This window comes from Streptomyces sp. NRRL F-5630 (genome assembly GCF_000719475.1).
Classification (GTDB): domain Bacteria; phylum Actinomycetota; class Actinomycetes; order Streptomycetales; family Streptomycetaceae; genus Streptomyces.
In genome coordinates this window covers 57,620-74,044 of sequence record NZ_JOGO01000019.1, presented here as the reverse complement: position 1 = coordinate 74,044, position 16,425 = coordinate 57,620, and the positions used below count along the sequence as shown (strand labels likewise).

13 protein-coding genes and 1 pseudogene are annotated in these 16,425 nt (G+C 74.0%); 2 read left to right on the top strand and 12 right to left on the bottom strand.

The window, feature by feature from the left end; genetic code table 11:
* Nucleotides 1-112 precede the first annotated feature (112 nt).
* Together IF99_RS0112030 and IF99_RS0112025 are read left to right on the top strand one after the other, a co-directional pair.
* On the top strand, nucleotides 113-1,660 hold the full coding sequence (locus IF99_RS0112030) for a DUF6801 domain-containing protein (protein ID WP_030996412.1): 1,548 nt from the start codon (nucleotides 113-115) through the stop codon (nucleotides 1,658-1,660).
* Nucleotides 1,661-1,861: 201 nt separating this feature from the next.
* Entirely contained in the window at nucleotides 1,862-3,133 is a 1,272-nt protein-coding gene (locus IF99_RS0112025; RefSeq protein ID WP_030996411.1) for a helix-turn-helix domain-containing protein, read from the top strand.
* A gap of 192 nt (nucleotides 3,134-3,325) precedes the next feature.
* Here the strand turns inward: IF99_RS0112025 and IF99_RS0112020 are convergent, their stop codons facing one another.
* The 12 genes and pseudogenes from IF99_RS0112020 to IF99_RS0111960 all read right to left on the bottom strand — a co-directional run bounded on the left by IF99_RS0112020 (nucleotide 3,326) and on the right by IF99_RS0111960 (nucleotide 16,396).
* The gene (locus IF99_RS0112020; RefSeq protein ID WP_030996410.1) at nucleotides 3,326-5,689 is read right to left on the bottom strand and encodes a serine/threonine-protein kinase; all 2,364 of its coding nucleotides are present in this window, start codon (nucleotides 5,687-5,689) and stop codon (nucleotides 3,326-3,328) included.
* Nucleotides 5,690-6,164: 475 nt separating this feature from the next.
* Entirely contained in the window at nucleotides 6,165-6,470 is a 306-nt protein-coding gene (gene rpsN, locus IF99_RS0112015) for a 30S ribosomal protein S14 (protein WP_030996409.1), read from the bottom strand.
* On the bottom strand, nucleotides 6,470-6,706 hold the full coding sequence (gene rpmB / locus IF99_RS0112010; RefSeq protein WP_030996408.1) for a 50S ribosomal protein L28: 237 nt from the start codon (nucleotides 6,704-6,706) through the stop codon (nucleotides 6,470-6,472). The genes rpsN and rpmB overlap by 1 nt, the downstream gene beginning before the upstream one ends.
* A gap of 118 nt (nucleotides 6,707-6,824) precedes the next feature.
* A pseudogene (locus IF99_RS0112005) lies at nucleotides 6,825-7,061 on the bottom strand (hypothetical protein); the annotation flags it as partial.
* Nucleotides 7,058-7,228 carry a 50S ribosomal protein L32 gene (gene rpmF / locus IF99_RS0112000; protein ID WP_030996406.1) on the bottom strand — a complete coding sequence of 57 codons (171 nt, stop codon included), beginning with the start codon at nucleotides 7,226-7,228 and terminating at the stop codon, nucleotides 7,058-7,060. The pseudogene IF99_RS0112005 and the gene rpmF, both read right to left, overlap by 4 nt.
* 192 nt (nucleotides 7,229-7,420) lie before the next feature.
* The gene (gene rpsR / locus IF99_RS0111990; protein WP_030996405.1) at nucleotides 7,421-7,654 is read right to left on the bottom strand and encodes a 30S ribosomal protein S18; all 234 of its coding nucleotides are present in this window, start codon (nucleotides 7,652-7,654) and stop codon (nucleotides 7,421-7,423) included.
* A gap of 25 nt (nucleotides 7,655-7,679) precedes the next feature.
* Nucleotides 7,680-8,840 carry a CobW family GTP-binding protein gene (locus tag IF99_RS0111985; RefSeq protein ID WP_030996404.1) on the bottom strand — a complete coding sequence of 387 codons (1,161 nt, stop codon included), beginning with the start codon at nucleotides 8,838-8,840 and terminating at the stop codon, nucleotides 7,680-7,682.
* Nucleotides 8,837-9,091 (bottom strand): type B 50S ribosomal protein L31, encoded by a 255-nt coding sequence (locus IF99_RS0111980; protein WP_030996403.1) that lies wholly within the window; start codon nucleotides 9,089-9,091, stop codon nucleotides 8,837-8,839. Before IF99_RS0111980 ends, IF99_RS0111985 begins: the two co-directional genes overlap by 4 nt.
* Nucleotides 9,092-10,015: 924 nt before the next feature.
* Nucleotides 10,016-11,296 (bottom strand): hypothetical protein, encoded by a 1,281-nt coding sequence (locus IF99_RS0111975; protein WP_030996402.1) that lies wholly within the window; start codon nucleotides 11,294-11,296, stop codon nucleotides 10,016-10,018.
* Nucleotides 11,293-14,106 carry a DEAD/DEAH box helicase gene (locus tag IF99_RS0111970; RefSeq protein ID WP_030996401.1) on the bottom strand — a complete coding sequence of 938 codons (2,814 nt, stop codon included), beginning with the start codon at nucleotides 14,104-14,106 and terminating at the stop codon, nucleotides 11,293-11,295. The genes IF99_RS0111975 and IF99_RS0111970 overlap by 4 nt, the downstream gene beginning before the upstream one ends.
* A 229-nt stretch (nucleotides 14,107-14,335) precedes the next feature.
* Entirely contained in the window at nucleotides 14,336-14,986 is a 651-nt protein-coding gene (locus tag IF99_RS0111965) for a PadR family transcriptional regulator (RefSeq protein ID WP_030996400.1), read from the bottom strand.
* Nucleotides 14,987-15,211: 225 nt separating this feature from the next.
* Nucleotides 15,212-16,396, bottom strand: coding sequence for a zinc-dependent alcohol dehydrogenase (locus tag IF99_RS0111960; RefSeq protein WP_030996399.1), 1,185 nt, complete (start codon nucleotides 16,394-16,396; stop codon nucleotides 15,212-15,214).
* Nucleotides 16,397-16,425: the final 29 nt, after the last annotated feature.

Here is a 16,425-nt window from a genome sequence, read left to right as displayed (position 1 = left end):
CGGCGGGGGCCCGGCGCGCCCCCGTGAACCGGCCGCCCGCCCCGCGCCCGCGCACTCCCGTGACCCCCGGCGTCCGCCCGGTAGGAAGCGCCCAGGACAAGGAAGAGGACGTATGCGAACAACAGGAGGAGCGACCGGGGCGCGGCGTGGGGCGCGTCCCGCGCGGGTGGCCGCCACGACCGCGACCGCCCTGGTGCTGGGGCTCCTGACCGGTACGGGCTCACAGGCCGACGAGGACTCCCCCACCAGCGCCGACCTGGCCTACGCGTGCCGGTTCCCGGACCCGACCGGCGCCCCGTCGACGACCGTGGACGCGCGCGTGGAGGTGACGACCCGCCTGCCGCGGAGCGCGGTCCCCGGCCGCCCCGTCGACGCGGGCACCGTGGAGGTGACCGCGCACCTCCCGCGCGCCGCGACCAGTGCCCTGTTCCCGGACGCGCGCGTGGTGACCGGCTCGGCCACGCTCGGCGTCGATGTCCGGCAGAACAAGGAACAGGCGCGGGCCGACTGGTCGTTGCGGGCCGCCGGGACGGAGATCCCGGCACAAGGGACCGAACTCGTCCTTCGCTACGCCGGGAAAGTCCCCACGATCACCGTGAACTCCTCCGGCCGGGTCCGGCTGCTCGCCGCCGAGGCGCGTCTCGTCCTCCAGCCGGACGCGGGCCCTCCGGTGTCGCTCGTGTGCTCCCCCGCGCCCGGCCGGGAACCGCGAGTGGCGGACCTCGCCGTACCGGAGGACACGGCCGTACCCGAGGACACGCGGCCCGCCTCGCCCCGCGGGGAGCCCTCGGGACCGGCGGCGCGGGAGAAGGCCCGCGAGGACGATGTCACCCTGTCCCCCAGGGAAGCCGCGCCTGCCGCGCCCTGGCCCGACGAGTGCGCCGACATGCCCACCGGCGAGCTGGACACCAGCGTCTCGGCGCCACCGCCCCCGTACCACTTCAACCCCATCCCGCTGGACGGCGTGCCCCTGTGCGCCTACGCCGTCGGCATCAGCACAGTGCGCAAGCAGAACGGTTCGATGCTCATCAACGACCCGGCGGGGAAGCCAGCGCTGATGCGGGTCCGGGGTGTGGTCCGCTCCGATCTGGGCGAATGGGCCGAGGAGCCGGGGGCGGAGGGTTTCAACCAGATCTGGTCACTGGCGGAGATCCACCTCCCGGACGCCCGCGCCAGCTTCCTCAACTTCGGCTACCTCCCCGTGACGGCGAGCGTGACCTTCGAGACGGGCAAGGTCACCATCCTCACCGGGCAGCCCCACATGAACGACCCCACCACCGCCTTCGCCCGGATCGTCTTCCAGCAGTCCCTGCGTCTCCACGACGTCGTGGTCAACGGCACCCCGCTCGACGTCGGCCCCTCCTGCCGGACCGCGAAGAGCTTCCGCGTGCTGCTCAACGGCGACATGAACTCCAAGGAGAACCCGTACGTGAACGTGTTCTCCGGCGGCCTGTTGACCGGGAAGGTCACCATTCCCGCCTTCACCGGCTGCGGCACCGCGGGCGAGAACCTGGACGGCCTGTTCACCGCGGCCATCAGCGGTCCGGACAACGAGTTGCGGATGAACCAGGCGCCCACGTGCGTGACCGGCGACTTCCCCTCCGGGTGCCCCCCGGTCGTCCCCGAGCTGCCCCGCCTCAAGCCCGCCACGACCCCCTGACCCGAACTCCCCCTCAAGCCCCCACACCCCACCGTCAAATCCCGCACAACTTGTGTACAACAAGCGACAGTTGCTCTACCGTCGGTAGCCCCCACCAGACGTCCCCCCTCGGTACGCACCTGGCGGTCGCGAGGGCGCGGCTCCCGTCGGACGCCCTCGCGCCCGGACCCACCCGGGCGCCCGGACAGCAAGGAGGCTGCCGTGCAACTGCCGGCCCGCACCACCGAGGTCGAGGACTCGCCCGGTCCGTTACCACGGGAGTTCGCGCGGATCATGCGGCCCGAGATCCCCGGACTGATCAAGGAGATCAGGGTCGAGGTGACCCGCGCCTTCCCCGAGTACGCGGGGCTGCTCGACGGCCCGGACGAGGCAGCGATCCGGCAGGGGGTCGAGAAGAGCCTCAACGGTTTCGTCGACCGCGTCGCCGATCCCGGGGCCTCCACGGCGAGCCGGGACGAACTGCTCCGCAAGTTCGGCCGGGTGGAGGCGTACGAGGGCCGCGACCTCAACACCCTGCAGAGCGCCTACCGCCTCGGCGCCCGGGTCGCGCTGCGCCGTGCGAAGTCCCTGGGACGCCGCTTCGACCTCTCGCCCGAACTCCTCCTGACCTTCGCCGAGGCGCTGTTCTCGTACATCGGGGAACTCGAAGCGCTGTCCCTGGAGGGGTACATGGAGGCGCGGGCGGGCGCGGGCGGTGAGATGGTGCGAAGACGGCTCCTGCACCTGCTCCTGGCCGGGACCCCGCTCCACCACGCCACGATCAACGACCTGTGCGAGCAGGCGTGCTGGCAGGTGCCGGACGAGGTCACGATGATCGCGCTGCGCGCCCCCGCGCCCGAGCACACCCAGGCGGGGCTCGCGGCCGACGTCCTCTCCGACCTCGGCGCGCCCCAGCCGCACCTCCTCGTCCCCGGGCCGCTCACCCCGGAGCGGCACACCATGCTGGAGACGGCGGTGCTCGACGGGCGGCTCGCCATCGGGCTCACGGTGCCCACCGCCCACGCGGCGGACTCGCTGCGCTGGGCCCGCCGCGTCCTCCAGCTCGTCGACGAGGGCGTCGTCCCCGACACGCCGTACCTGCGCACCGCCGACCACCTCATGGCCTTGTGGCTGCTCTCCGACCTCCCCCTCGCGCGCGAGGTCGCGCGGCGCGAGCTGTCCCCCCTGGCGAAGGTCTCGGGGACGCGCCGCACCCGGCTCGTGGAGACGCTGCACGCGTGGCTCACCACGCGCGGCACCGCCGACCAGGTGGGCGACGCGCTCGGTGTGCACGCCCAGACGGTCCGCTACCGGCTGCGCAACCTGGAGGCGCACTTCGGGCACCGCCTGGAGGACCCCGAGCACCGGTTCGCCATGGAGGCCGCGCTGCGCGCCCTGCACCTCCACGACGTCACCGAAACGGTGGGCGGTGCGGCGGCGGTCTCCGCGCGCGGCAGGACGGCCACTCCCCCGCGCGGCGCGCCCCCCGCGTGACGCCCGACGCCCCCGCGTGACACCGCCCGGCGTGCTTCTCGTCGGCCACCTTCATGGCGCCGGTACCTTCCGGTCGGCCGGGCGGCGCGGCGCCGTTCACCGCGCTCGCTGGCCGGGGCGGCGAGCACGGCGGTGGCGGCGAGGCCACGAGACCGGCGGAACGGACAACGCGGCGCGTACGAAAGCCGGTCGTCAGCCGGACTGGGGCGGCTTGCGCGCGTCGAAGGCGAAGAGCGTGTTCTTGTCCGCGGCCACCACCAGGGCGCCGCCCACCGTCGTCACGCGGGGGCCCGCGCCCCTCTCGCCCGTCAGCCCGTCGACCCGGGGGTCGGTGGACCACAGGACCTCGCCGTCCGAGGGCGAGAGGGCGACCACCCGCCCTGTGGCCGAGCTGAAGTACAGCGCGTCCTCGCCCGCGGCGGGCCCCGAGGCGCCCTCCACGGCGGTCTGGCGCGACCACTTCAGGTGCCCGCTCTCCGGATCGATCGCGACGACCCGCCCTGTCTGCCCGCTCACGTAGACGGTGCCGCCCGCCATGCCCGGCGTCCCCTCGTAGGTCCGGTCGAGCCGGGCGTACGTGACCTTCCGCGTGGCCGGGTCGGCCAGCGCCACGCCGTCGTAGCCCACCGACGCCGCGCCCTCCTTGTGGACCCGGAGGAGGGCGAGACGGCCACCGGCGACGCCCACGGGCACCACGGGGCCCTTCACCTCGACGGGGCTGCCGAGGCGGCCCGAGGCACGGTCGACGGTGAACAGGGTCGGGTGGGACACCTCCAGCGCGTCGATCTCCGCGTCCCGCGCGCACATGGCGAGCAGCCGGGTGCCCGCGACGACGGGGGCGCACCGGTCGCCTGCCGGGAACGGAGTCTTCCAGGTGACCTCGCCGCTGTGCGCGTCCCTCGCCTCCAGACGTGAGCCGGACCCGTCGACCGACACGACGGCCTCACCGGCGACGACGGCGTCCTGGGTGCGGCCCGTCACGGCCTGGGACTGGGCGCCGCTCCGCACGGACCACAGCTCGCGGCCCGTCCGCGCGTCGAGTGCCACCACTTGCCTGGGCGGGTCCTTCAGGGAGTTCTCGCGCGCGAAGCGGTAGCCGAGCACGGTGTCCCGGGTGGCTCCGACGAGGTACAGGCCATTGGCGGGGACGCCCGGGCTCTTCACCGTCCACACCCGCGAGCCGTCCTTGACGTCGAGGCGAGTCGCGATCACGCCTCCTCCCCCGCAGAACACGGCGTCCCCGCGTGCGACGCAGCGCAGTTCGTCGGGGATGTCAGGGCGCCCGCCCCGCACCGTTTGCTGCCAGGGCGCGAAGCCGTCCGGAGGCGCCGGGGCCGCGACGCCACTGTTCTTGGCCCCCTCGTCCTCCCCGGAGCCGGTCGTCGTCACCACGGCCACTCCCCCGCCCACGGCGGTCACCGCGGCCACGGCGGCGAGCACGGAATGCCACCGGCGCCGGGGGCGGCGACCGTTGAGGGTGGTGCGGCCGGTGGTCCCAGGGTCCTCGGGGGTTTCGGCGGCCTCGGGAGCCTCGGCCTGGGCGTGTGCTTCGGCGGCATCGGGGGTTTCGGCGGCCTCGGCCTCGGCGTCTGCTTCGGCGGCATCGGGCGCTTCAGGGGCCTCGGCGGCGTCGGGCGTCCCGGGGGGACGGGTCGCTTCGGCAGCCGTGCCGGGCGTCGCGACGTCGTGCCGCGTGGCCACGTCCCTGGTGCGGCTCGCGACAGCGTCGGCCCCGCCCGCCGTGGCGAGGTCGGAGGGCAGGTCCCGCAGCAGGACGAGGAGTTCCTCCGCCGAGGGACGGCGCTCGGGCTCCTTGTGGAGGCACAGCTCGACGACCGCGCGCAGGGGCGGCGGCACCGCGTCGAGTGCGGGTTCCTCGTGCACCACCTGGTACGCCGTCATGTACGGGCTGTCGGCGTCGAAGGGCCCGCGCCCCGTCACCGAGTAGACGAGGAGGGTCCCGAGCGAGAAGACGTCGGAGCGCGGCCCGACGCCGCGCGGCGCCTGCAACTGCTCCGGCGACATGAAGGGGGGCGTCCCGATGATCCGCCCCGTCATCGTCAGGGTCTGCTGACCCGCGGCACGCGAGATACCGAAGTCGATGACACGGGGGCCCTCGGGCGAGAGCACGACGTTGGAGGGCTTGAGGTCGCGGTGGACGACGCCGACGCGGTGGATGTCGCGCAGGGCCTCGGCGAGGCCGATGGCGAGCCTGCGCAGCCCGGCGCCGCCGAGCGGGCCCTTCGCGGTGATGTGCTGGCTGAGGGTGTCGCCCTCGATGTAGCTCGTCGCCATCCACGGCCGCCCGGCGTCGGGAGCGGCGTCGACCACGGCGGCCGTGAAGGCCCCGCTGACCCGCCTCGCGGCGGCGACCTCCTGCCGGAACCGGGTACGGAACTCCTCGTCGGCGGCGAACTGCTCGTGGATCAGCTTGATCGCGACAGGCCGCCCCGATCCCGTGCGCGCCAGGAAGACCGTTCCCATCCCGCCCGAGCCGAGCCGCGCCTCCAGTGCGTAGCCGCCGATCTCGGCCGGGTCCCCGACACGCAGCGACACTCTTCCCGCCCTCCAGTTCCCCGCGCGCGCCTTCGCCCCACGGGCCCTCATACCTCTCCGGACCCAAACTAGCGGCAGGGTGACGCGGAAGAGCAAGGCGGGTGACCGTGGCACCCACCCGGACCGCCCCCGAGGTGCCCCGGTCCACCGGCGCCCCGCCCGCCACGGAGCGGAGCGCCCGGTCGCCGGGCGGGGGCGGCACGCGGGCCCAGGCGGTGTGGCGGCGGCCCCGGCCGCCCAGGGCGTCACGCCGGACCGCCGCGAACCGGACCGCCTGCCCGGCGGGACGGCCTTCCCGGCGCCAGGCACCCAGGGCGGCTGATCCAGAGCGCGGCCCGCCCGGGGGGCCGAGCAGAGCCGCCCCCTTCGCCGGTCATTTCGTGAGCGAGGCGCCGAAGCGGTACCGGCCGCGACGCCCGCGGCGAGGCGGCGCGGGCGGTGCCGTGGCCGCCGCGCAGCGGGGCTGATCACTCCCTCACCAGGAGGACTTGGTCACTCCCGGCAGGAAGCCCGCGTGCGCCTGTTCCCGGACGCGGACGCGCGAGAGGCCGAACTTGCGCAGGTGCCCCCTGGGCCGGCCGTCCACGCTGTCCCGATTGCGGACGCGCGTCGCGCTGGCGTCGCGCGGCTGGCGACGCAGCTCGCGCAGGGCGGCGCTCCTCTCCTCCTCACCGGAGTCCGGGCGACGCAGGATCTCCTTCAGCTCGGCCCGGCGGGCGGCGTAGCGCTCGACGATCTCGCGGCGCTTGTCGTTCTTGGCGATCTTGCTCTTCTTGGCCATCAGACGCGGTTCCCCCGGGCACGGACACGGGCGACGGCGGCCTCGATGCCAATGGCGTCGACCGTCTTGATCCCCTTGGCACTCAGCACCAGCCGGACGTACCGGCCCTCGCTGGGGAGCCAGTACCTCTTGCGCTGGATGTTCGGGTCGAAGCGCCGCGACGTGCGGCGGTGCGAATGGGACACCTTGTTGCCGAAAGCGGGTTTGCTCCCGGTGAGTTGGCAGTGCGCGGACATGGATGCCTCTCTCTTCGCGGGGCACGAACCCCGTTCGCTAATGAAAATCGTTGTCGTATGCTACTTCTCGCGGTACGCGCCGCATGGCCGGGATGGAAGGCGGCGGGCGAACGGAAGAGTTCCTCCCTTCCACGACGGTGACCCTCGTGTCGAGCCGCGCCACCTCGCCGAGGTTCGTCCCGTCGTCACGGGCGAAGGGCGAAGGTCGCGGCGACCGCCAGGGCTCGGAGATCCCGCTGGACTCGATGAGGAGGTCCCGGTCGTCGAGCACGTACTGGGGCAGCGTCGTCTTGCCCGCGCCGAGGAAGCCGGAGAGCACGGCCACGGGCAGGGCGTGCGCGCCCATCGCGCTCACTCCTCGGGTCGCAGCAGGCCGCGGCGGTAGGCCGCCACGAGGTGCTGGGGCACGCGGTGGGCGACCCCGTCCACGGTGACGGTGACGAGTTTCGGGGCGCTCGCCTTCCATTGCGCCCTGCGGTGACGGGTGTGGGCGCGGGAGGTCTTGCGCTTGGGGACGGCCATGGGGGCTGCCTTTCTGAGGCGGGGATGCGAGGGGTCAGGAGGTGGTGTCGCGACGGCGCCTGGTCCATAGGTGGGGAGGACGACCGCGGCCGGGCGCTCCCGGGCCCAGGGAGCACGGGTCCGGCGCGCGCGGCTCGGCGACTGCGTCCCCGGGGGAGCGAGACTCAGGGATCGCGGCTCGGCGGCTGCGGCTCAGCGGCTGCCGTACGGAAGGAGAGCCATCTCGCGGGCGTTCTTGATCGCGGCGGCGAGCTGCCGCTGCTGCTGGGCGCTCACCCGGGTGACGCGGCGGCTGCGGATCTTGCCGCGGTCGGAGATGAACTTCCGCAGGAGGTCGGTGTCCTTGTAGTCGATGTACGTGATCCCGGCGGCGTCGAGCGGGTTGGGGCGCGGGGTGCGGGTGTCACGGCGGGTGGTGCGGGGCACGGGAGGGCTCCTTGGTGCGGCGGCGTCAGTGGACGGGGTCGAGGAACTGGTCGAACGAGGCCGGGAAGTGCTTCCACGTCTCCGCGCCGCCCGCCATCTCGGTGTCGGTCAGCAGGCAGGAGGCGAGGAGGGCGGCGATGCCCTCGCGGTCGAGGTCGGGCGAGGTGAAGACGAGGTGCTGCTCGCGGTCGCCGTGCTCGGGGTCCCAGTCGAGCGCGGCGGCGGCCCGGCGCAGCGGGGGAACGAGGTCCCAGGCCGCGTCCGGCAGTCCGCGCAGCCAGGGCCCGGCCGTCTCCACGCACAGGGCGCCACCGGCCGCGTCCCAGTGCAGGAGCGTGTCGGGCCGGTCGGCGAGCCAGAAGCGGCCCCGGCTGCGTACCGCCGCGCAGCACAACTCCTCCAGCGCCTCGAAGAGGCGGCCGGGATGGAAGGGGCGGCGGTGACGCCAGACGAGCGTGCCGACGCCGGCCTCCTCCGCCTCCTGTGGAAGAAGAGCCATCGCCGGATGCTGGGCGGCGGCCGCCGCCTCGGTGTCGAAGCCCGCGTCGAGCAGACGGGGCAGTGCGGGGGAACCGAGCGGCAGACGTCGTGCGGTGGGGTGCAGTTGGGTGAGCAGGGCGAGGTCGTCCGGGGCGCATTCCTCGTCCTGACCGGCGAGCACGAGGACGCCCGGATACTCCAGTTGCCGGGCGAAGGTGTCGCCCACGGTGCGCTCGTCCGTCGGCGCGGCGGCGAGACCGGCCTCGGCGAGTTCGTCACCGTTGCCGAGGCAGGCCAGTACGAGAGCGGGGTCCACGGCGGTCAGCACGTTCCCGAGCCGCAGCAGTTCCCCCGCGTGCGCGACGACGACCTCGGCCATCGCGCGCGGTTCGACGGAGTCCCACAGCTCGACGAGGGCGAGTCGCGTCGTACCGTCGCGCGCGAGACGCCGCAGCTCGGGGACGAGGTCCTCGCGCAGCGCGCAGCACGCGCAGTCGTTGACGAGCGGCGTCTCGCCGGTGGCCAGGGTGCCCGAGGCGTCGCGCAACTCGCGTACGACCGCTCCCGAGGGGGCGTCGCGCAGGTCGTGGTGGAGCACGACGCTGCCGGGCACGACGCGCAGCAGGTGGGCGACCGTCCTCGCCCGCGCCTCGGCGTGGATGCCCGCCACGAGGACGACGGGCAGCGGGGTGTCCTGCGGCCTCATCGGCCGGCCCCTCGCCCGTACCGCCGCTCGAAGCGCTCGACCCGCCCGGCGGCGTCCACGACGCGCGCGGTGCCGGTGTAGAAGGGGTGGCTCGCGGAGGAGATCTCGACGTCGACCACCGGGTAGGTCCGGCCGTCCTCCCACTCGACGGTCCGTTCGCTCGTCATGGTCGAACGGGTCAGAAAGGCGAACCCGGCCGCCCGGTCACGGAAGACGACGGGGCTGTACGGGGGGTGGATTCCGGTTTTCATCGCTGTCCTTCGTTTCTTGCCGAGGCCCTGCGGGGCCGTCGCCGGGCCAGGTGTGGCGGCGCGGAAGACAGCATACGACAATGGTTTTCATTACCGAAAGGTGGTTGGCGGGGCGCGGGGGCGAGGATGCGGACGACGCCGACGACTCGGCCGAAACTGCCGGAGATCCGGTCAGCCAAGCCGGGCTCAACGGCCTTGCCCCGCCGGGGCGTTCGGCACATCCGGCGCCTGACGAAGCACCGGAGGCCGTGCCACCGCGAGCGGCAAGGTCCACCGGAAGGCAGCGCCGAGATCCGCCGGACGCCACCGGGGGCCTGCGCGATCGCCGCGTCCGCCACTGGGCCCTGCAAGCCGGACACCGCCGACGCCTTGGACGACACGTAAAGGAATGCGGACTCAGCACCAAGGACGGTCTCCATGGGGGCGCCAGAGGAAGCCGCCGCCGTTCTGGCCTTCCTGGCCTCGGAGCCTCGGAACAGAGCGGCTACGTCGTCGGCTCGCACGTCTGCGTCGGCGGTGGCGAGAACCGGACTGGAGGCTGCACACGAGGGTCTCCTGTGCAGCCTCTCCCTTCCGCGTCGCGAGACCGGTCACGGCCAGTGGGGCGTACCGCGCCACCGAACACTTTCTTCAGCGGCGCGACGCAGTGCCCACCGTGTCCCGGCCTGCGAGCAGATGACGGCCATGCCCCGGAGCGGCGGTCTCCCAGTGCTTCCGAGCCCGGTGCCCCGGATCATGGCTGATGGGGGGCACACGGGCCCCGGAGTCCAAAAGTTCCTTGCCCGAACGGGGATCAATGCGGGAAGAACTCAAAGCAATGCTCGCACGCCTGCGGGGGCGCACACCGCCGCGTTTCCCGCCGGTCCTGGCTTTCCCGCGGGCGTGACAGCGGCGGGGATTGGCGTGCCGACCGCTGCCGCCGCCTCAGTCCCCGAGCAGTTCCGCGAGTGCCAGGGCGGGGTCGTGCGCAGGGGGTCCGGCGGGCCACCACGTGCCGGAGCGGGCGCGGTAGGGGTACCAGCGGGCGTCGCGACCGTAGCGGAGTTGCAGGCCCCGTGCGGCGAGTGTCCAGTGGTTGCCGCTCACGACCGGGGCGGGGAGGTTCTCGTCCTCCCAGCCCGTCGAGAGGGACGTGCGTGCCCGGGCGACGGCGGGGGCGTCCGGCTGCCAGGTCTCTTCGAGCACCTTCAGCCCCTCGGCCCCGCCCCACCGCCATGCCTCGACCGCCCGGTCCAGTGCGTCCGGCCGCCCGCAGGCGCCCCGCAGCCGCGCCGGAACTCGGGGGTCGGGGTGGGTCGCGGCGATCCGTACGGTGTCCTGCCACAGATCGAGCGGCGGGGGCGGTTCGGCGGCCGTCCCCAGGACGTACGCGAGGAGTGCCGCGGCGCGGGCGGCGGCGTCGGCCACGAGCCGCTCCAGCGGATCCGCCTCGATGCCGGTGACCGGCGCGTCGCTCTCCTCAGGGAGTTCGGGCAGAGGAGGGAGCGCCGGGAGAGGGACGCGCGGGCGTGCGTACGCCTCGGCGGGCGGCGTGCCCTCGGGGACCGGGACATCGCCCGGCTCCGTGCCGTTCTCGCCCTGCTCCGTGACGTCGTCGCCCGGTCCGTCCTCGGTCAGCGCGCGGAGGAAGAGGACACTCCTCAGCTCCTCCAGTGCCGTCGCCCCTCCTCGGCCGCGTACGAGGAGCAGCAGCCGCGGGTCCTCGTCGAGCAGCCACGAGAACTGCCACGCCAACGCGACCGCGTGCGCGCACGGGTGGTCCGGAGCGTCGCAACCGCAGTCGGCGTCCAGCTCGCCGTACCCGGGAAGCAGGCCGAGGCGGGCGTCCTCCGCCGCCTCCAGGAGATCGGGCGGCACCTCCCCCGCGAGCAGCGCCGCCGTCTCCGCCGGGCGGTCGGCGACCCGCTCCCACAGGGCGTCCCAGCGCTCGTCGTCCGGTTCGGGGAGCGTGAGGGCCACGGTGTACGGCTCGTCCGCGTCCTCGTACACCTGGGCCGCGATGTGGCCCGGACCGACCGTCAGGGGGCCGAGGCGGCCCGAGCGGGCGACCGCCCGCCCCTTCTTGAGCGACGCGCCGACGGGCCAGCCGTCCTCGACCGCCGCCATCCAGGTCCTGGCCCACCAGGACCGGCCGCGGACCGGGCCGCTCTGGCGGGCGGGGAAAGCGGCGAAACCCTGTGCCAGGTCCTCGTGTCCGTCGCTCATCGCACACTCCTCAACGCCACCAGGCTCGCCAGCTCGTCGTTCCCGAGCCGGGCCAGCGCCCGCTCGCCACTGCCGAGCACCGCGTCGGCCAGTTCCCGCTTGCTCTCCATCAGCGCCGCGATCCGGTCCTCGACCGTTCCCTCCGCGATGAGCCGGTGTACCTGCACGGGCCGCGTCTGCCCGATGCGGTGGGCCCGGTCGGTCGCCTGGGCCTCGACGGCCGGGTTCCACCACCGGTCGTAGTGCACGACGTGGTCGGCCCTGGTCAGGTTGAGGCCGGTGCCCGCCGCCTTCAGTGACAGCAGGAAGACGGGCACGGCGCCCTCCTGGAAGCGGCGCACCATCTCCTCGCGCCGGGGTACCGGTGTGCCCCCGTGCAGCAACTGGGCCATGACGCCCCGCTCTTCCAGGTGCCGTTCGAGGAGCCTGGCCATGGCGACATACTGGGTGAAGACCAGCACCGCGCCGTCCGCCGCCAGGATCGTGTCGAGCAGTTCGTCGAGCAGGGCCAGTTTGCCGGAGCGTCCGGGCAGCCTCGGTTCGTTCTCCTTGAGGAACTGGGCGGGGTGGTTGCAGATCTGCTTGAGTCCCGTGAGCAGCCGGAGGACGAGACCGCTGCGGGCGATCCCCTTGGCCGTCCGGATCTCGGCCATCGTGGCGCGCACCTGCTCCTCGTAGAGGGCCGTCTGTTCGGCCGTCAGCGCCACGGGGTGGTCCGTCTCGGTCTTGGGCGGCAGTTCGGGGGCCACGCCGGGGTCGGACTTGCGGCGGCGCAGGAGGAAGGGCCGGACGAGACCGGCGAGCCGTTCGGTGGTGGGGCCAGGTCCCTCACCGGCGGGCGAGGCGGAACGCTCGGCCTCAATCGGGGCGATCCAGCGGCGCCGGAAGTGGGCGGAGGTGCCGAGCAGGCCCGGCGAGGTCCAGTCGAGGAGCGCCCACAGCTCGGAGAGCCCGTTCTCCACGGGCGTCCCGGTGAGCGCGACCCGCGCGGCGGCGGGGATCAGGCGCAGCGCCCTGGCCGTGGCGGACGAGGCGTTCTTCACGTGCTGGGCCTCGTCGGCGACGAGCAGCCCCCAGCGGTGGGCGCCCAGCCGCTCCGCGTCGAGACGCATGGTCCCGTACGTGGTCAGGACGAAGCCGTCGTCCGCTCCTTCGACGCTGCGTCCGGCGCCGTGGAAGCGGCGCACGGCGGTGCCGGGGGCGAACCTGCGGACTTCCCGCTCCCAGTTGCCGAGCAACGACGCGGGGCACACCACGAGGGTCGGCCCGCGGGTGCCTTCGTGCTCCTGGCGGTGGAGGTGGAGCGCGATGAGCTGGACCGTCTTGCCGAGGCCCATGTCGTCGGCGAGGCAGCCGCCGAGACCGAGCGAGGTCATCCGCGCCAGCCAGTCGAGCCCGCGCAGCTGGTACGCGCGCAGGCGCGCCGCGAGCGCCGCGGGCTGCCCGACGGCGCTGTCGTCCGTGGGGGCGGTCAGCAGCGTGCGCAGGGCGCTGAGCCAGGGCCCGTCGGCGACGGCCTCCTGCCTGCCGCCGATCTCGGCGTACCCGGTGAGCGCGACCGCCAGTGCCTGCACGGCGGTGAGCGGCGGCAGCGCGCGCTCCCGCGCCTTCCGGGCGAGCTCGGGGCCGATGAACACCTGGTCACCGCGCACCCGTACCACCGGCCGTTCCGCCCCGGCGACGGCCGCCGACTCCTCGTCGGTGAGCGGATCGCCGTCGAGCATGAGCTGCCAGCACAGGTCCACGGTGCCGTCCTCGCCGAGGAAGGCGCGCAGGTCGGCCGGCGGAGTGCGGTCCCGGCCCACGACGGGCCGCGCGGTCAGCCGCCCGCCCGTCCCGGCAGGCCAGCGCACGGGGACACCGTGCGCCCGCAGCCGGGCCTCCGCTCCCCCGAGCAGCTCGCCGAACTCCTCGTCGGTGAGGTCGATGCGGCGGGGCACCGGCAGCAGCCGGGCGAGCGGTGCCCACACGCCGGCCGCGCGGCGCACGGCGCGGACGGTGTCGGCCTGGGCGCGCGGGCCGAGCCGGTGCGCGACGCCGTCGAAGAGGTCCTCCGCGGTCACTTCGACGGTCCGGTCCGCGAGATCGGACACGAGGGGGACGAGCCGTAGTGCCGTCGTACCGTCCGCGCCGTCGACCGCCCGCACGGAGAGCGAGATCCGTACGCCCGTGTCCACGCCGACCGCGATCTCCTCGGCCCAGGCGCGCAGTCCCGGCACGTGCTGGGGCGCCCGCGCGGCGAACGCCGCCCGGCCTGTGGCCGCTTCGGCGGCGGCGGTGCGCGGCAGGGTGTCGGCGACGGCGTCCAGGAAGGCGCGCAGCACGCGGTCGGCGGGAGGCAGGAGCTCGCCGCCCGGGTCGGGGATCGCCAGGGCCTCCGGTGGTGCGGCGGCCGCGAGTTCGCGCAGGCGCGTCATGTCCGCCGGTTCGAGCGGGCCGACCCGCCAGGCGTCGTGGTCGCCGTCCGAGACACCGGGCAGGAGTCGTTCGCGCGCGGCCAGGTGGAGCGCGAGGGCGGTGGCGGCGCCCCAGAAGGCCGCCGCGTCGTGAATCTCCTCGTCCCCGTACCGGCGGCGGGCGAGCGCGAGGACCGGCAGCGCCTCGTCGACGGACAGCCACAGCACGGGGACCGTGCGCCGTCCTCCCACGGTGACGAGCCCGGCCCGCGCCACGTCGGCGCCGGGGCGCGCGGGCGGGTCTCCGCCGTCCGGGTCCCAGAACGCCAGGCGCCCGCTGCGCGGGGGATCGGCCGGTTCGAAGGCGACCGCGTACCGGGCCAGCCACCCGTCATGCTCACGCGCAGTCCACATCGTGATCCCCCTGTTCCCTACGCCCCGTCACCGGTCGGCCGGTCCAGGCGGGCCGACGAGCGGGACCGGTCTCCGCCGACCGGATTGGCGCAAGCTAGACCCGTTCCGCTCATTAGTCAAACTTGACTAAAGCGAGCCTCGTGCGTCCTTGGCTTTTCACGCGGGTGCGCGGACGCTTGTCCCGTAGACGCGCCGACGCCCGTCCTGCGGGTGCGCCGACGCTCGCCCGTCAGCGCTCGTCCTGCGGGTGTCGCTCCCCGGTCGCGTACGGGTTCGGCTCGCCGTCTGCGAGCACCGCCCGCACCCCGGCGAACGGGTCGCCCTCGTCGGCGAAGGTGTACGCCCCCTCCTCCAGGCGCCGGATCAGCCCGTCCGTCCACTCGGCACCCGCGTCCGCCGAGTGCACCCAGAGGTTCATGAGCTCACCGATGTGCCCGAACTGCCCGGCGCCGTCCTGCGGCGCGTAGTACTCGGTGACGGTCTGCCGCCACTCCCGGATGGCCCGCACCCGCTCGCGCAACAGGTCCAGCGCCTCGGCACGCTCCAGGTCGACGAGGAAGCCGAGCGCCGCCGCGAGCACGTCCGGCTTCTGGTCGTACGCGGTCAACGACTCGCGGAGCAGCCGGAAGTACTCCTCCGTGCCCTCCGCCGTCATCTCGTACTCGGTCCTCGGCGGACCGCCCGCCGTGGAGGGGGCGCTCTCGTGCGCGTGGAGCAGCCCCTGCTTGGCCAGTTGCTTCAGGGCGTGGTAGATCGACCCGGGCTTGGCGCTGGACCACTCGTGGGCGCCCCAGTACTCCAGGTCGTTGCGCACCTGGTAGCCGTGGGCCCGCCCATGGCGGCGCACGGCGCCCAGCACGAGGAGACGGATGGCTGACATGCGCTCCAGGTTACGGCTCGTGCGGAGCGGCGGGGTGGCCGGAGTGAGCGGCGGGCCGGGCGACCGGAGCGGGCGCGGCGCCCGCGATCGCTCGGGCCGTCATAGCCGAGGACGGCCTTCACCCCCGCACGAGGTACCGCAGCACGGGCGATATCTCCCGCCGCACCGGCCCCGGCCCACGCACGTCCAGTGCAGGAGCCGGGGACCGGCCGGGAGACGGTGTGCTCACGGCCGCAGGAGCGTCTTGATCATGCCGTCCTCCTTGGCCTGGAAGGTGGCGTACGCGGCGGGAGCCTGCTCCAGCGGGAGGTGGTGGGTCGCGAAGGTGTCGACGCCGAGGGGGTCCTCGTCGGTGAGCAGCGGAAGGATGTCGGGGACCCAGCGCCAGACGTTCGCCTGCCCCATGCGGAACTGGAGTTGCTTGTCGAACATCTGGAGCATCGGCAGCGGGTCCTTGGCGCCGCCGTAGACGCCCGACAGGGAGACCGTGCCGCCGCGCCGCACGAGGTCGATCGCCGAGTAGAGCGCCGCGAGACGGTCGACGCCCGCCTTCTCCATGAACGGCTCGGCGACGGCGTCGGGCAGCAGCGCGGTCGCCCACTGGGCCGCCTTCGGCACCGGGTTCCCGTGCGCCTCCATGCCGACCGCGTCGATCACGGCGTCCGGGCCGCGCCCGCCGGTCAGCTCGCGCACCGCTTCGGCGAGGTCCTTCTCGTGGTCGCGCAGGTCGAGCGCGTGCACCCCGTGCCCCGACGCGCGCGCGAGGCGTTCGGGCACGAGGTCGACGCCGATGACGAGACCGGCTCCCTGGTGCTGTGCGACGCGGGTCGCCATGTCGCCGATGGGTCCGAGGCCGAGCACGAGGACGGAGCCGCCGCGCGGGACGTCCGCGTAGGCGACGGCCTGCCAGGCGGTCGGCAGGACATCGGAGAGGTAGACGAAGCGGTCGTCGGGCGGGCCGTGCGGCACCTTGACCGGCAGTGTGTTGCCGAAGGGCACGCGCAGGTACTCGGCCTGACCGCCGGGCACCTGCCCGTACAGCTTCGTGTAGCCGAAGAGCGAGGCGCCGGTCCCGTACTCGTGCACCTGCGTCGTCTCGCACTGCGAGTGGAGTCCCTGGCGGCACATGAAGCACGTACCGCACGAGACGTTGAACGGGATCACGACGCGGTCCCCGGGCGCGACCTCCGTGACACCGGGGCCGACCTCCTCGACGATGCCCATCGGCTCGTGGCCCAGGATGTCGCCGGGCGCGAGGAAGGGGCCGAGAACTTCGTACAGGTGCAGGTCGGAGCCGCAGATGCCGGTCGAGGTGACGCGGATGACGATGTCGTCCGGCTGGGTGATCTCCGGGTCGGGGACGGTCTCGACGGACACGTCGCGGCGGCCTTGCCAGGTGAGTGCGCGCATGGGGTTCTCTTCTCCTCGGAGGGTGCGGG